Genomic DNA, 15,477 nt, shown 5'->3' on the forward strand with positions numbered 1-15,477 from the left:
AGGAGTGCGCCATGCACCGCTATGCTCTGCTGTTTCAACACTGGTTCCGGAGTCTGCTGCTCTTGTCTCTACTCACTGCTACCGGCGCTCAGGCGGCGGAAAAAATCGATCTGATCATCGACACCGATCCGGGGGCCGACGATGTGGTGGCTCTGTTGTTCGCCCTGGCCTCACCCGAGGAGTTGCATATTCGTGCCTTGACCACGGTGGCGGGCAACGTGCGCCTGGACAAGACCTCGCGGAATGCTCGTCTGGCCCGTGAGTGGGCTGGTCGCGATGAAGTCCCGGTCTACGCCGGGGCGCCAAAACCGCTGCTGCGTACGCCAATCTATGCCGAGAATATCCACGGCAAGGAAGGCATTTCCGGGGTAACTGTGCATGAGCCCAAGGCGCCACTGGCCAAAGGTAATGCGATCAACTATCTGATCGATACGTTGCGGGCGGCCAAGCCCCACAGCATCACCATCGCCATGTTGGGTCCGCAGACCAACCTGGCACTGGCATTGATCCAGGCGCCGGATATTACCCAGGGCATCAAGGAAGTGGTGGTCATGGGGGGGGCGCACTTCAATGGCGGCAATATCACCCCGGTGGCGGAGTTCAACCTGTTCGCCGATCCTCAAGCGGCCGAAGTGGTGCTCAAGAGTGGCGTCAAGCTGACCTACCTGCCACTGGACGTGACCCACAAGGTGCTGACCAGCGAGGCGCGACTGCAGAAGATCGCCGCCTTGAACAACAATGCCAGCAAGGTGGTAGGGGATATCCTCAATGAGTACGTCAAGGGCGACATGGAGCACTACGGTATTCCTGGTGGCCCGGTGCATGACGCGACGGTGATCGCTTATCTGCTAAAGCCTGAGCTGTTCAGCGGACGTCAGGCCAACATGGTTGTCGACAGTCGTGAAGGGCCGACGTTCGGCCAGACCATCGTTGACTGGTACGACGGTCTGAAGCAGGAAAAGAACGTGTTCTGGGTTGAGAGCGGTAATGCTCAGGGCTTCTTCGACTTGCTCACCGAGCGTCTGGCTCGCCTCAAGTAAGCAGAGCCCCCGCAGGCTCCTGCCTGCGGGGTTCTATTCTCGTTCCGGGTCCTGTGCGCCCGGGTGATCGGCCGGGTACTTCTCGAAAACCTGCTCGATGAACGCTCGGGCGGACTGGGTTCCCAGTTCCTTGACCAGCAGGTCTATGCCAATGATCGCCAACTCTTCCGGGCTCCCTGGGCTATAGGAGCACTGGCCCTGTGGCCATTTGGCTTTGATGTCGGCGTCGATACTCACGGTGGCCATGAAAGTCTCACGAATTCGGATAAGGCGGGCACCAGGGCTGGGCCTGGGCGGGTGTTTGCTGCGTCGCAGAGTTAACCATGTTGCCGGACGTTTGGCACTCCGACTTAGGCATCAAGCGGGGGGCTATGCGACACTGGCGCTTTTCCTGCGCTCAAGGAAGCTTTTGTGCAAATCGATTTGAATCAGCCTGATGCCCTGACTCTGGAGGCGGTGCGCCAGCTTCTGGCGTCGGCCAGTGACAACGTTCATACCCAGTTGCGTGTCACCAAGACCGGGATTGCTTACATCTCTTCGGGAGTTGTGGGAGGTGTCGAGATCGAGGGTTTGTTGTTTCGCCTGGAAACCTGGGCCGCTGGGTCCGGCTATGTCGGAAACGTGGCGGCCAGCGATGAGGTCTGGGTAATGCAGATATTCAATGCGCTGAAGCAGAACTGGCCGAAGCCGGCGTTCGACTACATCGATGTCTATTGATTCTTGTTCATATTCAGTGACGATTGTCCTGTGAATATGTCGCAATGCCTGAGGCAGACTTATCCGCTGTCCGTGGCATAGGGCAAAAGGCCATTTTGTTTTGAAACCAAAAGGCTAATCGGCTGTCGCACGATCTCTGCTTAATTTTGAAAAGGAGGCTTCATGCCTTGGAAGCTCGCTTCATTCGGAACCTTGTTGGCCGCTGTTGTACTCAGTGGATGCAGCGCCACCGGGTCGACAAAGGAACCTGTGGCCTCTGAGTCCGGGCACACTCGTTGTGAAGCAACAGCTGCCGAATTTGCCGTCGGCAAGAAGGCTTCTCCCGAGCTGTTGGAGCAGGCCCGTACTCGCGCAGGAGCGCAATATGCGCGTTTCCTCAAGCCTAATGACATGATTACTCTGGAGTACCGCTCCGACCGCCTGAACCTCAATACCGATGCTGGTCTGGTGGTTACTCGGGTCAACTGTGGTTGAGGCTTAGTTTTTTTTCCCGCCCATAAAAAACCCCGTCACATGGACGGGGTTTTTTTAGCTCGCTGAGAACTTACTCAGGGCGAACTTGTGCAGCTTGCATACCCTTTTGGCCTTTCTCAGCCACGAAGGAAACGGTTTGGCCTTCTTTCAGGCTTTTGAAACCGTCGCTTTCAATAGCTTTGAAGTGTACGAACAGGTCGTCACCGCCACCTTGAGGAGTGATGAAGCCGAAGCCTTTTTCATCGTTGAACCATTTTACGGTGCCGGTTTGGCGATTAGACATGGTGTATCTCCAAGAAACATATATTTTCAGTAGTGCTGTGCTGCTCAGGCCAACTGGGCACACCGAGCTATCATAGTCGAAATGTTCGGCTTGGGAGCCCCCTGTAGGTGCTCTTTGCCCGATGTGTCCGTGTATTTTACCGTTCGAGTTGGCTGCAGGCCCCGGTTTAAGGGGCTTTCACGGAAAACAAACGGTGATAAAAAAACCCGTAAAAGCTGCGTAAATTGTGAAAAAAACCGCGTTTCAGGCCTCCTGACAGGCGTTGGCACAGACTGTTTCGAGCCTTGTCAGGTTATTTGACCACTCGGCAAGCAGCGATGGCGTCCAGAGCTCGGGTTCTCAGCTCAGCACTAGGCTGCTTGGATTTGCTCATCAGCTCCTTGATTTCCTCGGTGGTGAATTTTTCATTCAGCTTGTCTGCACCGCAGGCGCAATGTTTCTCGGCGCTTTTGGCGTCGATGCTTTGGCTGGCTGCTGCAGTGCAGTCCTTCATATAGTCGGCACGAGCTCCGGCAGGCCATGCAGCTTGTGCGCTCAAGGGCAGGAGCAGGGCGAGTGGGGTGGCAAGGGCAAATAATTGGGTAAGGCGCATGAGTCGAGTTCTCCTGAGGTCGATAGCAAGGACGACGATTCTCCGGGTATTTGAGGTTCGGCGTACATCGCAAGTTCACTTTCCTCAATAAAAGACTGGAAAGTATCTTTTGGGAAACTTGCTGCGCGGTGATTGCGATTTATCTGTGCTAGCATGCCCGGCTTGGGTGTTTTCAAGCTTTGGGTGTTTCATTTCTCCCTCGCGGTCTATGCCTCATTAATTTTGATTTGAACCCCAGTCACTCTGGTTCGGTTTATCGGTTGGCCGCAAGGCTCTTGCCACTGTGAGGCAGGCGTTTGTTACAGAACGGTCGGACTGAATCGCGTACTGGCTCATCCCAACCCACGTGACCTTTGGTAGGGGTCACCACTAGGAGAGGAGGCGCCATGCCCACTATTACTCTTCCCGACGGCAGTCAACGTTCATTCGATCATGCGGTTTCCGTAGCTGAGGTCGCTGCATCCATTGGCGCAGGTTTGGCTAAAGCCACCCTGGCCGGCAAGGTCAATGGCAAGCTGGTCGACGCCTGCGATGTGATTGACGGCGACGCAACCCTGCAAATCATCACGCCAAAGGACGAAGAGGGGCTTGAGATCATTCGCCACTCTTGCGCTCACCTGGTAGGGCATGCGGTCAAGCAGCTGTATCCGACCGCCAAGATGGTCATCGGCCCGGTCATCGATGAAGGTTTCTATTACGACATCGCTTATGAGCGTCCCTTCACGCCCGAAGACATGGCCGCTATCGAGCAGCGCATGCAGCAGCTGATCGAGAAAGACTACGACGTTATCAAGAAGGTCACTCCGCGAGCCGAAGTGATTGATGTGTTCAAGTCTCGTGGCGAGGACTACAAGTTGCGCCTGGTGGAGGACATGCCGAATGAACAGGCAATGGGCCTCTACTATCACGAAGAATATGTCGACATGTGCCGCGGTCCGCACGTGCCGAACACGCGTTTCCTGAAGTCGTTCAAACTGACTAAGCTGTCGGGTGCCTACTGGCGCGGCGATGCCAAGAACGAGCAGTTGCAGCGGGTTTACGGTACTGCCTGGGCGGATAAGAAGCAGCTCGCTGCCTATATCCAGCGTATCGAAGAGGCTGAAAAGCGCGACCATCGCAAGATCGGCAAACGTTTGGGGCTGTTCCATACCCAGGAAGAAGCGCCGGGCATGGTGTTCTGGCATCCCAATGGTTGGACCCTGTACCAGGTGCTTGAGCAGTACATGCGCAAAGTGCAGCGTGAAAACGGCTATCTGGAGATCAAGACTCCGCAAGTGGTCGATCGCAGCCTTTGGGAAAAGTCCGGGCATTGGGCCAACTATTCCGAGAACATGTTCACCACCGAATCGGAAAGTCGCGACTACGCGATCAAGCCCATGAACTGCCCGTGCCACGTGCAGGTGTTCAATCAGGGCCTGAAGAGCTACCGCGAGCTGCCGATGCGACTTGCCGAATTCGGTGCTTGCCACCGTAACGAGCCTTCGGGAGCGCTGCACGGCATCATGCGTGTGCGTGGTTTTACTCAGGACGATGCTCACATCTTCTGTACTGAAGATCAGATGCAGGCCGAGTCCGCTGCGTTCATCAAGCTGACTATGGATGTCTATGCCGACTTCGGCTTCAAGGACATCGAGATGAAGCTTTCCACTCGCCCTGAAAAGCGCGTGGGTTCCGATGAGTTGTGGGACCGTGCGGAAAATGCGCTGGCTGCGGCTTTGGATAGTGCCGGGTTGCCGTATGATCTGCAGCCGGGTGAGGGAGCGTTCTATGGTCCGAAGATCGAGTTCTCGTTGAAAGACTGCCTGGGCCGTGTATGGCAGTGTGGTACCTTGCAGTTGGACTTCAACCTGCCGATCCGCCTGGGTGCTGAATACGTATCCGAAGACAACAGCCGTAAGCATCCGGTGATGTTGCACCGGGCGATTCTCGGCTCATTCGAGCGTTTTGTCGGGATTCTGATCGAGCATTACGAGGGTGCGTTCCCTGCGTGGCTGGCTCCGACTCAGGCCGTGGTGATGAATATCACTGATAAACAGGCAGATTTTGCCCTTGAAGTAGAAAAAACACTCAATCAAAGCGGATTTCGTGCCAAGTCCGACTTGAGAAATGAAAAGATCGGCTTTAAAATCCGCGAGCATACTTTGCTCAAGGTTCCCTATCTCTTGGTTATTGGAGATCGGGAGGTCGAGATGCAGACTGTCGCTGTGCGTACCCGTGAAGGTGAAGACCTGGGCTCGATGCCTGTGGACCAATTCTCGGCGTTCCTCGCACAAGCGGTTTCCCGGCGTGGTCGCCAAGATTCGGAGTAATTATTATTAAGCGTGATATGAGACAAGATAAACGAGCTGCACCGAAAGCCCCGATCAACGAGAATATCTCGGCACGCGAGGTTCGGTTAATTGGCGCTGACGGCGAGCAGATTGGCATCGTCTCGATTGATGAAGCGCTTCGTATAGCTGAAGAAGCCAAGCTGGATCTGGTGGAAATTTCCGCCGACGCAGTCCCACCTGTTTGCCGGGTGATGGATTACGGCAAATCGATCTTCGAAAAGAAGAAACAGATTGCTGCTGCGAAGAAGAACCAGAAGCAGATTCAGGTTAAAGAAATCAAGTTTCGTCCAGGGACGGAGGAAGGGGATTACCAGGTAAAACTGCGCAACCTGGTACGTTTCCTGAGTGACGGGGACAGGGCCAAGGTATCCTTGCGATTCCGCGGCCGTGAGATGGCCCACCAGGAGCTGGGGATGGAACTCCTCAAGCGGGTTGAAGCTGACCTGCAAGAGTACGGTTCGGTCGAACAGCATCCTAAGATGGAAGGACGCCAGCTGATCATGGTCATCGCCCCGAAAAAGAAGAAGTAATCAACAGGGCACGGCAGGCCTTCTGATTATGTTTATCAACTGAATGCGGAGTATCCGAACATGCCAAAGATGAAAACCAAAAGTGGTGCTGCTAAGCGGTTTCTGAAAACTGCTAACGGTATCAAGCACAAGCACGCTTTCAAGAGCCACATCCTGACCAAAATGTCGACCAAGCGTAAGCGTCAACTGCGCGGTAGCAGCTTGCTGCATCCGTCTGACGTGGCAAAAGTCGAGCGCATGCTGCGCCTTCGTTAATTTTTGGATCAAGAATAGAGGAAGTAACTCATGGCTCGTGTAAAGCGTGGCGTCATTGCCCGTAAACGTCACAAAAAAATTCTGAAACTTGCTAAAGGCTACTACGGTGCACGCTCGCGCGTATTCCGTGTTGCCAAGCAAGCGGTAATCAAGGCAGGCCAATACGCCTACCGTGACCGTCGTCAGAAAAAGCGTCAGTTCCGCGCTCTGTGGATCGCTCGTATCAACGCTGGTGCTCGTATTAACGGTCTGTCTTACAGCCGTCTGATCGCTGGCCTGAAAAAGGCTTCCATCGAGATCGACCGTAAGGTTCTGGCTGATCTGGCAGTGAACGAAAAAGCGGCGTTTGCTGCGATTGTCGAGAAAGCTAAAGCCACCTTGGCTTAAGTACCCCCGACAGTCATCCGGGCTCACCTTTCGTGGGCTCTGGTGTTAAACGTCATAAATAGGGGAAGAGCCTTCAAGCTCTTCCCCTATTTTGTATCTGGAGTCTGTACATGGAAAACCTGGATGCGCTGGTTTCTCAAGCACTTGAGGCCGTGCAACACGCTGAAGACATCAATGCCCTGGAACAGATCCGGGTTCACTTCCTTGGCAAGAAGGGCGAACTGACTCAGGTGATGAAGACCCTGGGCAACCTGCCTGCCGAAGAGCGTCCGCAAGTCGGAGCGCTGATCAACGTTGCCAAGGAGCGTGTAACAGAGGTTCTCAATGCGCGCAAAGCGGCTTTCGAGGAGGCGGAACTCAGCGCCAAACTCGCTGCCGAGTGCATTGACGTAACTCTGCCGGGCCGTGGCCAGACCTCTGGCGGTCTGCACCCGATTACGCGGACCCTGGAACGTATTGAGCAGTTCTTTACTCACATTGGCTACGGCATCGCCGAAGGCCCTGAGGTCGAAGACGACTATCACAACTTCGAGGCGCTCAACATCCCAGGCCATCACCCGGCCCGGTCGATGCATGACACCTTCTATTTCAATGCGAACATGCTGTTGCGCACCCATACCTCGCCGGTACAGGTCCGCACCATGGAATCGCAGCAGCCGCCGATTCGCATCGTCTGCCCAGGCCGTGTCTATCGTAGCGACTCCGATATCACCCACTCGCCGATGTTCCATCAGGTCGAAGGCCTGCTGGTGGATCGCGACATCAATTTTGCCGACCTGAAAGGCACCATTGAAGAGTTCCTGCGGGTGTTCTTTGAAAAAGAACTGGCCGTGCGTTTCCGTCCTTCGTACTTCCCGTTCACCGAGCCATCCGCTGAAGTTGATATGGAGTGCGTGATGTGCAGCGGTAAAGGTTGCCGCGTCTGCAAACAGACCGGTTGGCTGGAAGTCATGGGTTGCGGCATGGTTCACCCAAATGTGCTGCGTATGTCCGGGATCGATCCGGAAGAGTTCCAGGGCTTTGCCTTCGGCATGGGCGCCGAGCGTTTGGCCATGCTGCGTTACGGTGTCAATGACTTGCGCCTGTTCTTCGACAACGACTTGCGGTTCCTTGCGCAATTTCGCTAGTCGCGCGTCCGTAACGAATCTATTAGGAGAGCAGGATGAAATTCAGTGAACAATGGCTGCGTGGCTGGGTTAGCCCGCAGGTGAGTCGTGACGAGCTGGTTGCTCGTCTGTCGATGGCCGGTCTTGAGGTTGACAGCGTAACGCCAGCCGCCGGTGATTTCAGTGGTGTAGTGGTGGGCGAAGTGCTCGGCACCGAGCAGCACCCAGATGCCGACAAGCTGCGCGTATGCCAGGTCAGCAACGGCGCAGAGACCTTCCAGGTGGTCTGCGGTGCACCTAACGTGCGTCCAGGCTTGAAGATCCCATTCGCGATGATTGGTGCCGAGCTGCCGGGCGATTTCAAGATCAAGAAAGCCAAGCTGCGTGGCGTTGAATCCAACGGCATGCTGTGTTCCCAGGCCGAACTGCAGATTGGCGAAGGCAGTGATGGTCTGATGGAGCTTCCGGCCGATGCTCCAGTGGGGGAGGACGTTCGCGTCTATCTGAACCTGGACGATGCCAGTATTGAGGTCGATCTGACGCCAAACCGTGGTGACTGCCTTTCGCTTGCTGGTCTGGCCCGTGAGGTCGGTGCGCTCTATGCCGCTAAAGTGCAGCGCCCTGAAGTGAAAGTGGTTGCCGCAGTGCACGACGAAGTACGCCCTGTGGAAGTACTGGCTCCGACGGCCTGCCCGCGCTATCTGGGTCGGGTTATTCGCAATGTCGATTTGTCCAAGCCGACCCCTCTGTGGATGGTTGAACGCTTGCGTCGTGCCGACGTGCGCAGTATCGATGCCGCAGTGGATATCACCAACTATGTGATGCTCGAACTGGGCCAGCCGCTGCATGCTTTCGATCTCGCCGAAATCAACGGCGGTATTCGGGTGCGCATGGCTGAAGAGGGCGAGAAGCTGGTACTGCTCGACGGCCAGGAAGTTACCCTGCGTAGCGATACCCTGGTGATTGCAGACCACACCCGTGCTCTGGCAATCGCTGGTGTTATGGGCGGTGAGCACAGTGGTGTTACCGCAAACACTCGCGATGTGTTTTTGGAAAGCGCCTTCTTCGACCAGATTTCGGTGGCTGGCAAAGCCCGTTCCTATGGCCTGCATACCGATGCTTCTCATCGCTATGAGCGTGGTGTGGACTGGCAGTTGGCTCGCGAGGCCATGGAGCGTGCAACTGGCTTGTTGCTTGAGATCACTGGCGGTGAAGCTGGTCCGATCATCGAAGCGGTCAGCGAGCAGCACTTGCCATCTGTTGCACCTGTAACGCTGCGCGCTGAACGCATCACTCAGATGCTGGGCTTGGAAATCGATGGCTCCGAGGTCGAGCGTCTGCTCACCGCGTTGGGCCTGGCAGTCACTGCCAATGGTGCAGGCCAATGGCGCGTTGAAGTGCCAAGCCACCGTTTCGATATCAGCCTTGAAGTCGACTTGATCGAAGAGTTGGCGCGTCTCTACGGCTATAACCGCTTGCCGGTTCGTTATCCGCAGGCTCGTCTGGCTCCTCAGGCCAAGGCGGAAGCACAAGGTGATCTGCCTGCCCTGCGGCGCCTGCTGGTAGCCCGTGGGTATCAGGAAGCAATCACTTATAGCTTCATCGATCCGAAACTGTTTGAGCAGTTCAATCCAGGTGTTGAACCGTTGCTGTTGGCCAACCCGATTTCGGCTGACATGGCGGCCATGCGCTCCTCCTTGTGGCCAGGCCTGGTCAAGGCACTTCAGCACAATCTGAATCGTCAGCAGGATCGCGTCCGCATGTTCGAAAGCGGCTTGCGTTTTGTCGGTCAACTGGAAGGCTTGAAGCAGCAGCCAATGTTGGCTGGCGTCGTTTGCGGCAGTCGCTTGCCTGAAGGTTGGGCGCAAGGTCGCGACGGTGTGGACTTCTTTGACGTCAAGGCGGATGTCGAGGCAGTGCTGGGCCTTGCTGGCGCACTGGATGAATTCACTTTTGCTCCGGGCAAGCATCCTGCGCTGCATCCTGGCCAGACTGCACGTATCGAGCGTGATGGTCGTGAGGTCGGTTACCTGGGGGCTATTCATCCGGAATTGGCAAAAAATCTCGGCTTGGATCGTCCGGTCTACGTGTTTGAGCTGGTTCTGGGTGAGGTGGCTCAAGGTCGTCTTCCGAAGTTCCACGAGCTTTCGCGTTTCCCAGAAGTGCGCCGTGACCTGGCGTTGCTGGCGGATCGTGACGTTGCGGCGAGCGCCGTTCTGGACGTAATTCGTGAAAATGCAGGCGAATGGCTGACAGACCTCAGGCTCTTTGACGTCTATCAGGGTAAAGGCATTGATCCGCATAGAAAAAGCCTTGCCGTCGGCTTGACCTGGCAGCATCCATCGCGCACTCTTAATGACGATGAGGTGAATTCCACGACACAAAACATCCTCACCTCGCTCGAACAAAGGTTGAACGCCACGTTAAGGAAGTGACGTATGGGGGCTCTGACGAAAGCTGAAATGGCCGAACGTCTCTACGAAGAGCTAGGCCTGAATAAACGCGAGGCCAAGGAATTGGTCGAGCTATTCTTTGAAGAAATCAGGCACGCTCTCGAAGACAACGAACAGGTCAAATTGTCCGGTTTCGGTAACTTCGACCTTCGGGATAAACGCCAGCGTCCTGGCCGCAACCCGAAAACGGGTGAAGAAATCCCGATCACGGCTCGCCGTGTGGTCACCTTTCGTCCAGGGCAGAAGTTGAAGGCCCGAGTTGAGGCTTATGCTGGAACCAAGTCATAACGACGAGCTCCCGGTCATTCCGGGTAAACGCTACTTCACCATCGGTGAAGTCAGCGAGCTCTGTGCGGTCAAACCGCATGTGCTGCGTTATTGGGAGCAAGAGTTTCCTCAACTCAACCCCGTCAAACGCCGCGGAAATCGCCGGTATTATCAGCGCCAGGACGTGTTGATGATCCGGCAGATCCGCGCGTTGCTTTATGACCAGGGGTTTACCATCGGCGGAGCGCGTTTGCGCCTTTCCGGCGATGAGGCCAAAGATGACACCACCCAGTACAAGCAACTGATCCGTCAGATGATCTCTGAGCTGGAAGATGTGCTTGTGGTGCTCAAGAAGTAATTCATCGTATTAAATACTTCCACTTTTCAAAAGCTTGCGGTATATTCCTCAACGTTTCCTGAGAAGTGAAACAGGTTTCACGCCTAGTCGGGGCGTAGCGCAGTCCGGTAGCGCACTAGCATGGGGTGCTAGGGGTCGAGTGTTCGAATCACTCCGTCCCGACCATATTTTCTGATGAAAATCAGACACTTAAGCCGATCATCTAGATCGGCTTTTTTGTGTCTGCGCAAAACCCGCGCAAAACTAACCGATAATTTCGCTGATATTTAGGTCTGGAACTGCTTCTGACCAGACAATTTCTGCGTGGTCTTTCTGGTAGTTTTTGGTCATGGCCTCGCTGGCGTGGCCGGCGATCTTCTGACCGTCCTTTCCGGCTTTCTGATACAGGTGCAGCGACAGCGCCCGCACTTCGTGGAAGCCCGGCATTTCCTCCTCTTTCCACCCCTTGTAACAACCCGCCGCCTCCCGAGCCTCTTTGAAGGCCTGCGTCAAATACCGTTCCTCGACCTGCGTCCAGTGGTCCTTCGTTTGCGACTGTTTCTGCTTCTTGCGGTCTGGTCGGCGATGGATCAGGTAAGGCGAGACGATGTCATGCCTCCTGAGGCGAAGATGGATCCTGCTGGGGAGGCATAACCATCTTTCTGGATGGAGTCAGAAGGGGGGCAAATAGGGTACAAAATACTGGTTGTATATACAGTTTTTTGCTGGGATAGTCATTCCACTCCTCGGGTGTATAAGAAGCGAAAACCAGCGTGTCGTTGGTGCATACCTTCCTCGACTCGTGTGAAGGCCTTGAGCTTCGAGTAATCGCCAAGAGCGGCTATATGCGGCATCGGCCGTGATCACTGAAAACTCAAGGAAATCCACACATGCAACCAGTTAAGATCGGTGAAAAATTCTATCAATCGAAAGGCTATATAGAAGCCTATGTCACTGTTGTTGATGCCTCACAAAACACCGCAGGGGTAACTATTCGAACTTGCTCCGTGAATGGCGGAACCCTCTTCACAGGTACGGTAAAGCCCACCAAGCCCAGTGGGTACCTCCAGTATCACGCGTTCTATGTGGGTAAGCTCGAAGCGTGGTCGACTATTCCGTATGAGGTGTTTGTGCCGGCTGGCCAAGGTGTGTACTGGTCGCCAGAAAACGACAGGGCGTCGATTATGATGACCTACGACATGCAGCCCTAAGTAGCCATTTGTGCACGGAACCAAATGAGCTAGTTAGCGGATGCGCTGAATCGAAGAGCCTCGGCATACGCTGAGGCTTTTTCGTTTTTGACTATGCCTGAGCCAACACTGGCCCTTTCTTTGATCATGCCCAAGGAGTCGAGCGCATGGAGTTTCTGTATCGCCTCTTCGAGAGGCTTGATACCTGGTTTACCGCGGGATGGGTTGGTGCGTTCGGCACGTCTTCATGGTCACGTATTGGCAGCGGGTGAAGGTCTGGCTGTGTCGGACATTGAACTGCGAGCACCGCCTGCGCAGTGACAAGGCGCCGGGCGGCATTGAGCGACGGAGGAAGTAGCCCGCGCCACGTTTTCGAATGCGCCAAGTCGTGGTGTGCAATGAGGTTGTTATGAGTATCAAGAAGACGCTGATCCAACTCAATGACATCACGCTCACCTTGTCGGCAGATGATCTGAAGGCTGCGTTCATTGCCAAGTACGGCGATGCTCCCGCAGAGGTGCTGGGTGAGGGCGTGATTCTTCAAAACGCCGCCTTCTCCTGCCACTACCCATAGGAGGGCGTGAAGTTTACTTTTGCTCAGCCACTGGAAGGGCACAACACGTGAGCAATGTAACCCGCCTGCGCCACGCGCTACCGATGCACCAGGACATCAACAAAGCCTTGAATAATTTGGATGGCGCCATTGCCAAGGCAATAGGCGCCGCCAAGACTACCGGTCTCCCTCAGGGGGTTATCGTCGTGGTGCTGCATGGGCAAGCCCACTCGCAAACCGCGATCATGGTGACTTGAATGAGCTTTAGGGGGCTGCGACGTCAGAATCGCTTAAGGTGAATCCGGGCCGTCTAAATGCTATCAACGTGACGCGCTTTCCAGGGCATGCGCTGAAACCAGGACTGCGGAACCGGGTGCACGATGGCCCGCAGCGCCCTGGCGTAATCCATCACCAGGCCTGGGGTCCAGGCCATGGTCAGCGCACGTCGGCGTACCTGCGCCGCAATCCAGAGTTCAGGCATGAACAGGGTCCGCAAACAGCCTCGCCAGCGCTCGCTGCGAAACGCAAGCACGCCGTCGAGGGACGCCTCAAGCGCATAAGCGACTGAGCTTGAACAGTTGCGGTAGGTCAGGTTGTAGCGGTTATCGAGGCTGTAGTTCATCCAGAAATGCTCAAGGGCACCGCTGTTGTAGTAATGGAACACTATCTTACGGTCCGATTCGCACCAATCTGCCGCCTCTTTCTCATAGTCAGGCTGGAAAGTACCCGGCACATCATTGTCCTTGGTCGCTTTGAGTATGCGGAAAAACTCCGAGGGCGAGCGGTCGATATCCGCGGCGGGGTACAGGCTGATATAGATCGAGGGTTGCAACTCCAGGGCTGCGTGCCCGGTGGAAATAACCCCCTGGCTGTCCACTGCGGCGATATAACGATTGATGACCGGTCGCGGCACCGGCGTATTTTCCGCCGTGCCTTCCGGCGTCCAGATATGCACCACCAACGGTTCATGAGTTGGCGGGCTGATAGACACCTGAGCAAGTTGCGGTTTGACTGCCGACTTTTTTGTGACGTTGAGCGCAGGCGCAGTAGGCGTCAGCAACTCAAAGGAGGACGTCCCACGCACCAGTAAGCTGGCGCGCCTGGCCACGCGCAGGGTACTGATAGCGCTGACGATCATCAATGACCCTATGAAAAACGAGACGGTTGACTGGTAACCGACGGGATAGGGCGTGAACAGCAACAGGGCGAAGATCACCTTGGCAGTGCCAGTGACGACTGACAGGCGCCAATGAGGGTACCGGACGACAAACGCGGACGTGATGACCAGCAAACCGAAGATGAAATAGGAGAAGCCGAAAATAATCGCCAGTAACAGGTTGCTGTAGGTCTTGTTGGCCAGAATCAACAGGGACACGAAGAAACACACGCCGCCCTTGAAAAACAGCACGGCCTTTTGCGCACCGATTCCGCTCGAGGCGACACTCAGCGTGACCAGGCTTTCCAGCAACAGCAGGATGCCGAACGCCTTCATCGGGAAATACAACACCCCGTCCATGCCGTCGATCAGCACACCCACGCCAATCAAGCCCCACAGCAAACCGATGCAGCCAATCACTTTGGCTTTGGAGCGGACGAACTCTGCGCCGAATAACATCAATGCGATTTGAATCATGAGATGTTTCCTTGTTGCCAACGTTACCAATCGAGGTCGCGCATCATTACTTGTAGTGACTGATTTGCCAGTTGCCCACGATCACTTCGCCGGTCGAGTCCGCCATCAGGCCTGGGGTGTTGTCGCAGATTACCCGGGTATCCGATCCCTGCGCAGTGATGCGGAACGTCAGCGAGGCGCCGCCCTGCCTGCGCTGTTGAGTCGACCAATGGCGCCGCAGCTTTTCCTGGTCCTTGGGGTGTACGCGTTCAAGCACGTCATTGAAGGTGGACAATACCGGCGCGTCGATGCCCAGTACTTCACGAAGGTTATCGTCCCAGTAAATCTCGCCTGACTCGGGGTGCAACCGGTACATCACCCCTTCACCCGTCTCCCGGCCGGTGTCGAGGTCGTAACGGCGCGCTGACTTGGCCAGCACCCGCAGAAAAATGATCAACAAGGCGGTCGCGCACAAATAGCACTGGGCCAACAGCAGCGGTTCTCCCGGGTTAAGCCCCTGGAGGAAAAACGGCCCTTGGCCGTTGTCGGTGTGATGAATCACCAGCGTTGCCAGGGTCAGCAACGCCAGAGTCGCGCCACGCCCGGCCCAGGTGACCGAAACAACCACGCAGAAGATGATTGGAATGCACGCCAGCGCAAAGTTCATCGCGGAGCCGGCCGAGTCGGTAATGCCGGACTTCAACCAGGGAGAATTGACGCCGAAGATAAACCAGGTACTTAGGCACATCAGGACAAACGCGGTCACTCCCGTGAGTCTGGCCAGCCACCCGCTGCGACATACATTCAGATCATCATGGAGCAGGCTCATGATCGCAATCGTGGTGAAGATCACCCCGGTAATGTTGGCGATCCAGGTCACCCACAGCAGATGTTGCAGTGGCATATCGCGTGTGAACGACACCCAGGTTTCGGTCAATGCCGCTTCCACCGCGCACAGAACCACGGTGGCGACTATCCAAAGCACAATGGCATGTAAATAGTCGTTGCGCCGGGCAAAACGGCGCACCAGCCAGGCAATGCAAATGGCTGTAATCAAGGCCAGGCAGGAATGCACCAGCGTGGAGGCCCAATCGTGTCGCCACTGGAAGTCCAGAAAAATTCGCGTGGTCAGCAGTACCGCAAATAGCAGTGGCCAACGGGAGCGTTGCGAGATGAGGAACGCCGAGACGGCCACGCCCGCCGGGAACCACACCACGGCCACCTGGGTGGCAGGGTCATCGAACTCGAGTGAAATGATGCCCGTCACGTAATAGGCCAGCGCCCACATTAGTAAGCTGGCGGTCTGTAGTAGAGCCCTCGGTAGTATCACTGGGGTTTTTCCGATTCAAAA

General features: G+C 55.6%; 19 protein-coding genes, 1 tRNA gene and 1 pseudogene. 15 read left to right on the forward strand and 6 right to left on the reverse strand.

Translation table 11 applies throughout. The features are described from left to right. Window positions 1-11 precede the first annotated feature (11 nt). Window positions 12-1,040, forward strand: a complete 1,029-nt coding sequence (locus ACSSVC_RS14605) for a nucleoside hydrolase (protein WP_492612441.1) — start codon at window positions 12-14, stop codon at window positions 1,038-1,040. A 33-nt stretch (window positions 1,041-1,073) separates the two neighbouring features. Here the strand turns inward: ACSSVC_RS14605 and ACSSVC_RS14610 are convergent, their stop codons facing one another. Then, the gene (locus ACSSVC_RS14610) at window positions 1,074-1,286 is read right to left on the reverse strand and encodes a hypothetical protein (RefSeq protein WP_123725702.1); all 213 of its coding nucleotides are present in this window, start codon (window positions 1,284-1,286) and stop codon (window positions 1,074-1,076) included. A gap of 165 nt (window positions 1,287-1,451) precedes the next feature. On the opposite strand from ACSSVC_RS14610, the gene ACSSVC_RS14615 reads away from it, so the two are divergent. Both ACSSVC_RS14615 and ACSSVC_RS14620 read left to right on the forward strand, forming a co-directional pair. Continuing rightward, window positions 1,452-1,757 carry a hypothetical protein gene (locus tag ACSSVC_RS14615; RefSeq protein ID WP_346631675.1) on the forward strand — a complete coding sequence of 102 codons (306 nt, stop codon included), beginning with the start codon at window positions 1,452-1,454 and terminating at the stop codon, window positions 1,755-1,757. Window positions 1,758-1,919: 162 nt separating this feature from the next. Next, complete coding sequence (locus ACSSVC_RS14620) at window positions 1,920-2,231, forward strand: I78 family peptidase inhibitor (protein ID WP_221808749.1); 312 nt, start codon at window positions 1,920-1,922, stop codon at window positions 2,229-2,231. A gap of 70 nt (window positions 2,232-2,301) precedes the next feature. On the opposite strand, the gene ACSSVC_RS14625 is transcribed toward ACSSVC_RS14620, so the two are convergent. Together ACSSVC_RS14625 and ACSSVC_RS14630 are read right to left on the reverse strand one after the other, a co-directional pair. Continuing rightward, window positions 2,302-2,514, reverse strand: a complete 213-nt coding sequence (locus ACSSVC_RS14625) for a cold-shock protein (protein WP_003179963.1) — start codon at window positions 2,512-2,514, stop codon at window positions 2,302-2,304. A gap of 292 nt (window positions 2,515-2,806) precedes the next feature. Continuing rightward, window positions 2,807-3,106, reverse strand: a complete 300-nt coding sequence (locus ACSSVC_RS14630) for a hypothetical protein (protein ID WP_346631674.1) — start codon at window positions 3,104-3,106, stop codon at window positions 2,807-2,809. A 386-nt stretch (window positions 3,107-3,492) separates the two neighbouring features. Between ACSSVC_RS14630 and thrS the strand changes: the two genes are divergently transcribed. The 9 genes from thrS (at window position 3,493) to ACSSVC_RS14675 (ending at window position 10,957) form a co-directional block, all read left to right on the forward strand. Beyond that, window positions 3,493-5,415 (forward strand): threonine--tRNA ligase, encoded by a 1,923-nt coding sequence (gene thrS / locus ACSSVC_RS14635; protein WP_346631673.1) that lies wholly within the window; start codon window positions 3,493-3,495, stop codon window positions 5,413-5,415. Next, a complete protein-coding gene (gene infC, locus ACSSVC_RS14640) occupies window positions 5,415-5,966 on the forward strand; it encodes a translation initiation factor IF-3 (RefSeq protein WP_169893379.1) in 552 nt (183 codons plus the stop codon). Before thrS ends, infC begins: the two co-directional genes overlap by 1 nt. A gap of 60 nt (window positions 5,967-6,026) precedes the next feature. Next, the gene (gene rpmI, locus ACSSVC_RS14645) at window positions 6,027-6,221 is read left to right on the forward strand and encodes a 50S ribosomal protein L35 (RefSeq protein ID WP_002553160.1); all 195 of its coding nucleotides are present in this window, start codon (window positions 6,027-6,029) and stop codon (window positions 6,219-6,221) included. Window positions 6,222-6,251: 30 nt separating this feature from the next. Beyond that, the gene (gene rplT, locus ACSSVC_RS14650; protein ID WP_081818697.1) at window positions 6,252-6,608 is read left to right on the forward strand and encodes a 50S ribosomal protein L20; all 357 of its coding nucleotides are present in this window, start codon (window positions 6,252-6,254) and stop codon (window positions 6,606-6,608) included. Between the two features lie 110 nt (window positions 6,609-6,718). Continuing rightward, window positions 6,719-7,735, forward strand: a complete 1,017-nt coding sequence (pheS, locus tag ACSSVC_RS14655) for a phenylalanine--tRNA ligase subunit alpha (RefSeq protein WP_011060419.1) — start codon at window positions 6,719-6,721, stop codon at window positions 7,733-7,735. 35 nt (window positions 7,736-7,770) lie between these two features. After that, window positions 7,771-10,149, forward strand: coding sequence for a phenylalanine--tRNA ligase subunit beta (gene pheT, locus ACSSVC_RS14660; protein WP_446440543.1), 2,379 nt, complete (start codon window positions 7,771-7,773; stop codon window positions 10,147-10,149). A 3-nt stretch (window positions 10,150-10,152) separates the two neighbouring features. Next, on the forward strand, window positions 10,153-10,455 hold the full coding sequence (ihfA, locus tag ACSSVC_RS14665; RefSeq protein ID WP_002553164.1) for an integration host factor subunit alpha: 303 nt from the start codon (window positions 10,153-10,155) through the stop codon (window positions 10,453-10,455). Further along, on the forward strand, window positions 10,436-10,792 hold the full coding sequence (locus ACSSVC_RS14670; RefSeq protein ID WP_007920509.1) for a MerR family transcriptional regulator: 357 nt from the start codon (window positions 10,436-10,438) through the stop codon (window positions 10,790-10,792). Before ihfA ends, ACSSVC_RS14670 begins: the two co-directional genes overlap by 20 nt. A gap of 88 nt (window positions 10,793-10,880) precedes the next feature. Next, window positions 10,881-10,957: transfer RNA gene (locus ACSSVC_RS14675), tRNA-Pro, on the forward strand. Between the two features lie 78 nt (window positions 10,958-11,035). Here the strand turns inward: ACSSVC_RS14675 and ACSSVC_RS14680 are convergent. Further along, a pseudogene (locus ACSSVC_RS14680) lies at window positions 11,036-11,389 on the reverse strand (site-specific integrase); the annotation flags it as partial. Between the two features lie 272 nt (window positions 11,390-11,661). Here ACSSVC_RS14680 and ACSSVC_RS14685 point away from each other — a divergent pair. The 3 genes from ACSSVC_RS14685 (at window position 11,662) to ACSSVC_RS14695 (ending at window position 12,771) form a co-directional block, all read left to right on the forward strand. After that, a complete protein-coding gene (locus ACSSVC_RS14685; protein WP_346631671.1) occupies window positions 11,662-11,982 on the forward strand; it encodes a hypothetical protein in 321 nt (106 codons plus the stop codon). Between the two features lie 388 nt (window positions 11,983-12,370). Then, window positions 12,371-12,535: a hypothetical protein gene (locus ACSSVC_RS14690; RefSeq protein ID WP_492612442.1), complete on the forward strand. Its 165-nt coding sequence runs from the start codon at window positions 12,371-12,373 to the stop codon at window positions 12,533-12,535. Between the two features lie 47 nt (window positions 12,536-12,582). Beyond that, the gene (locus ACSSVC_RS14695) at window positions 12,583-12,771 is read left to right on the forward strand and encodes a hypothetical protein (RefSeq protein ID WP_346632064.1); all 189 of its coding nucleotides are present in this window, start codon (window positions 12,583-12,585) and stop codon (window positions 12,769-12,771) included. A gap of 53 nt (window positions 12,772-12,824) precedes the next feature. Here ACSSVC_RS14695 and ACSSVC_RS14700 read toward each other — a convergent pair whose 3' ends face one another. Together ACSSVC_RS14700 and ACSSVC_RS14705 are read right to left on the reverse strand one after the other, a co-directional pair. Continuing rightward, window positions 12,825-14,147, reverse strand: coding sequence for a hypothetical protein (locus ACSSVC_RS14700; protein ID WP_346631670.1), 1,323 nt, complete (start codon window positions 14,145-14,147; stop codon window positions 12,825-12,827). 46 nt (window positions 14,148-14,193) lie between these two features. Further along, window positions 14,194-15,414 (reverse strand): MASE1 domain-containing protein, encoded by a 1,221-nt coding sequence (locus ACSSVC_RS14705; RefSeq protein ID WP_492612443.1) that lies wholly within the window; start codon window positions 15,412-15,414, stop codon window positions 14,194-14,196. Window positions 15,415-15,477 lie beyond the last annotated feature (63 nt).

The organism is Pseudomonas sp. E1BtOHC1 (genome assembly GCF_058744285.1).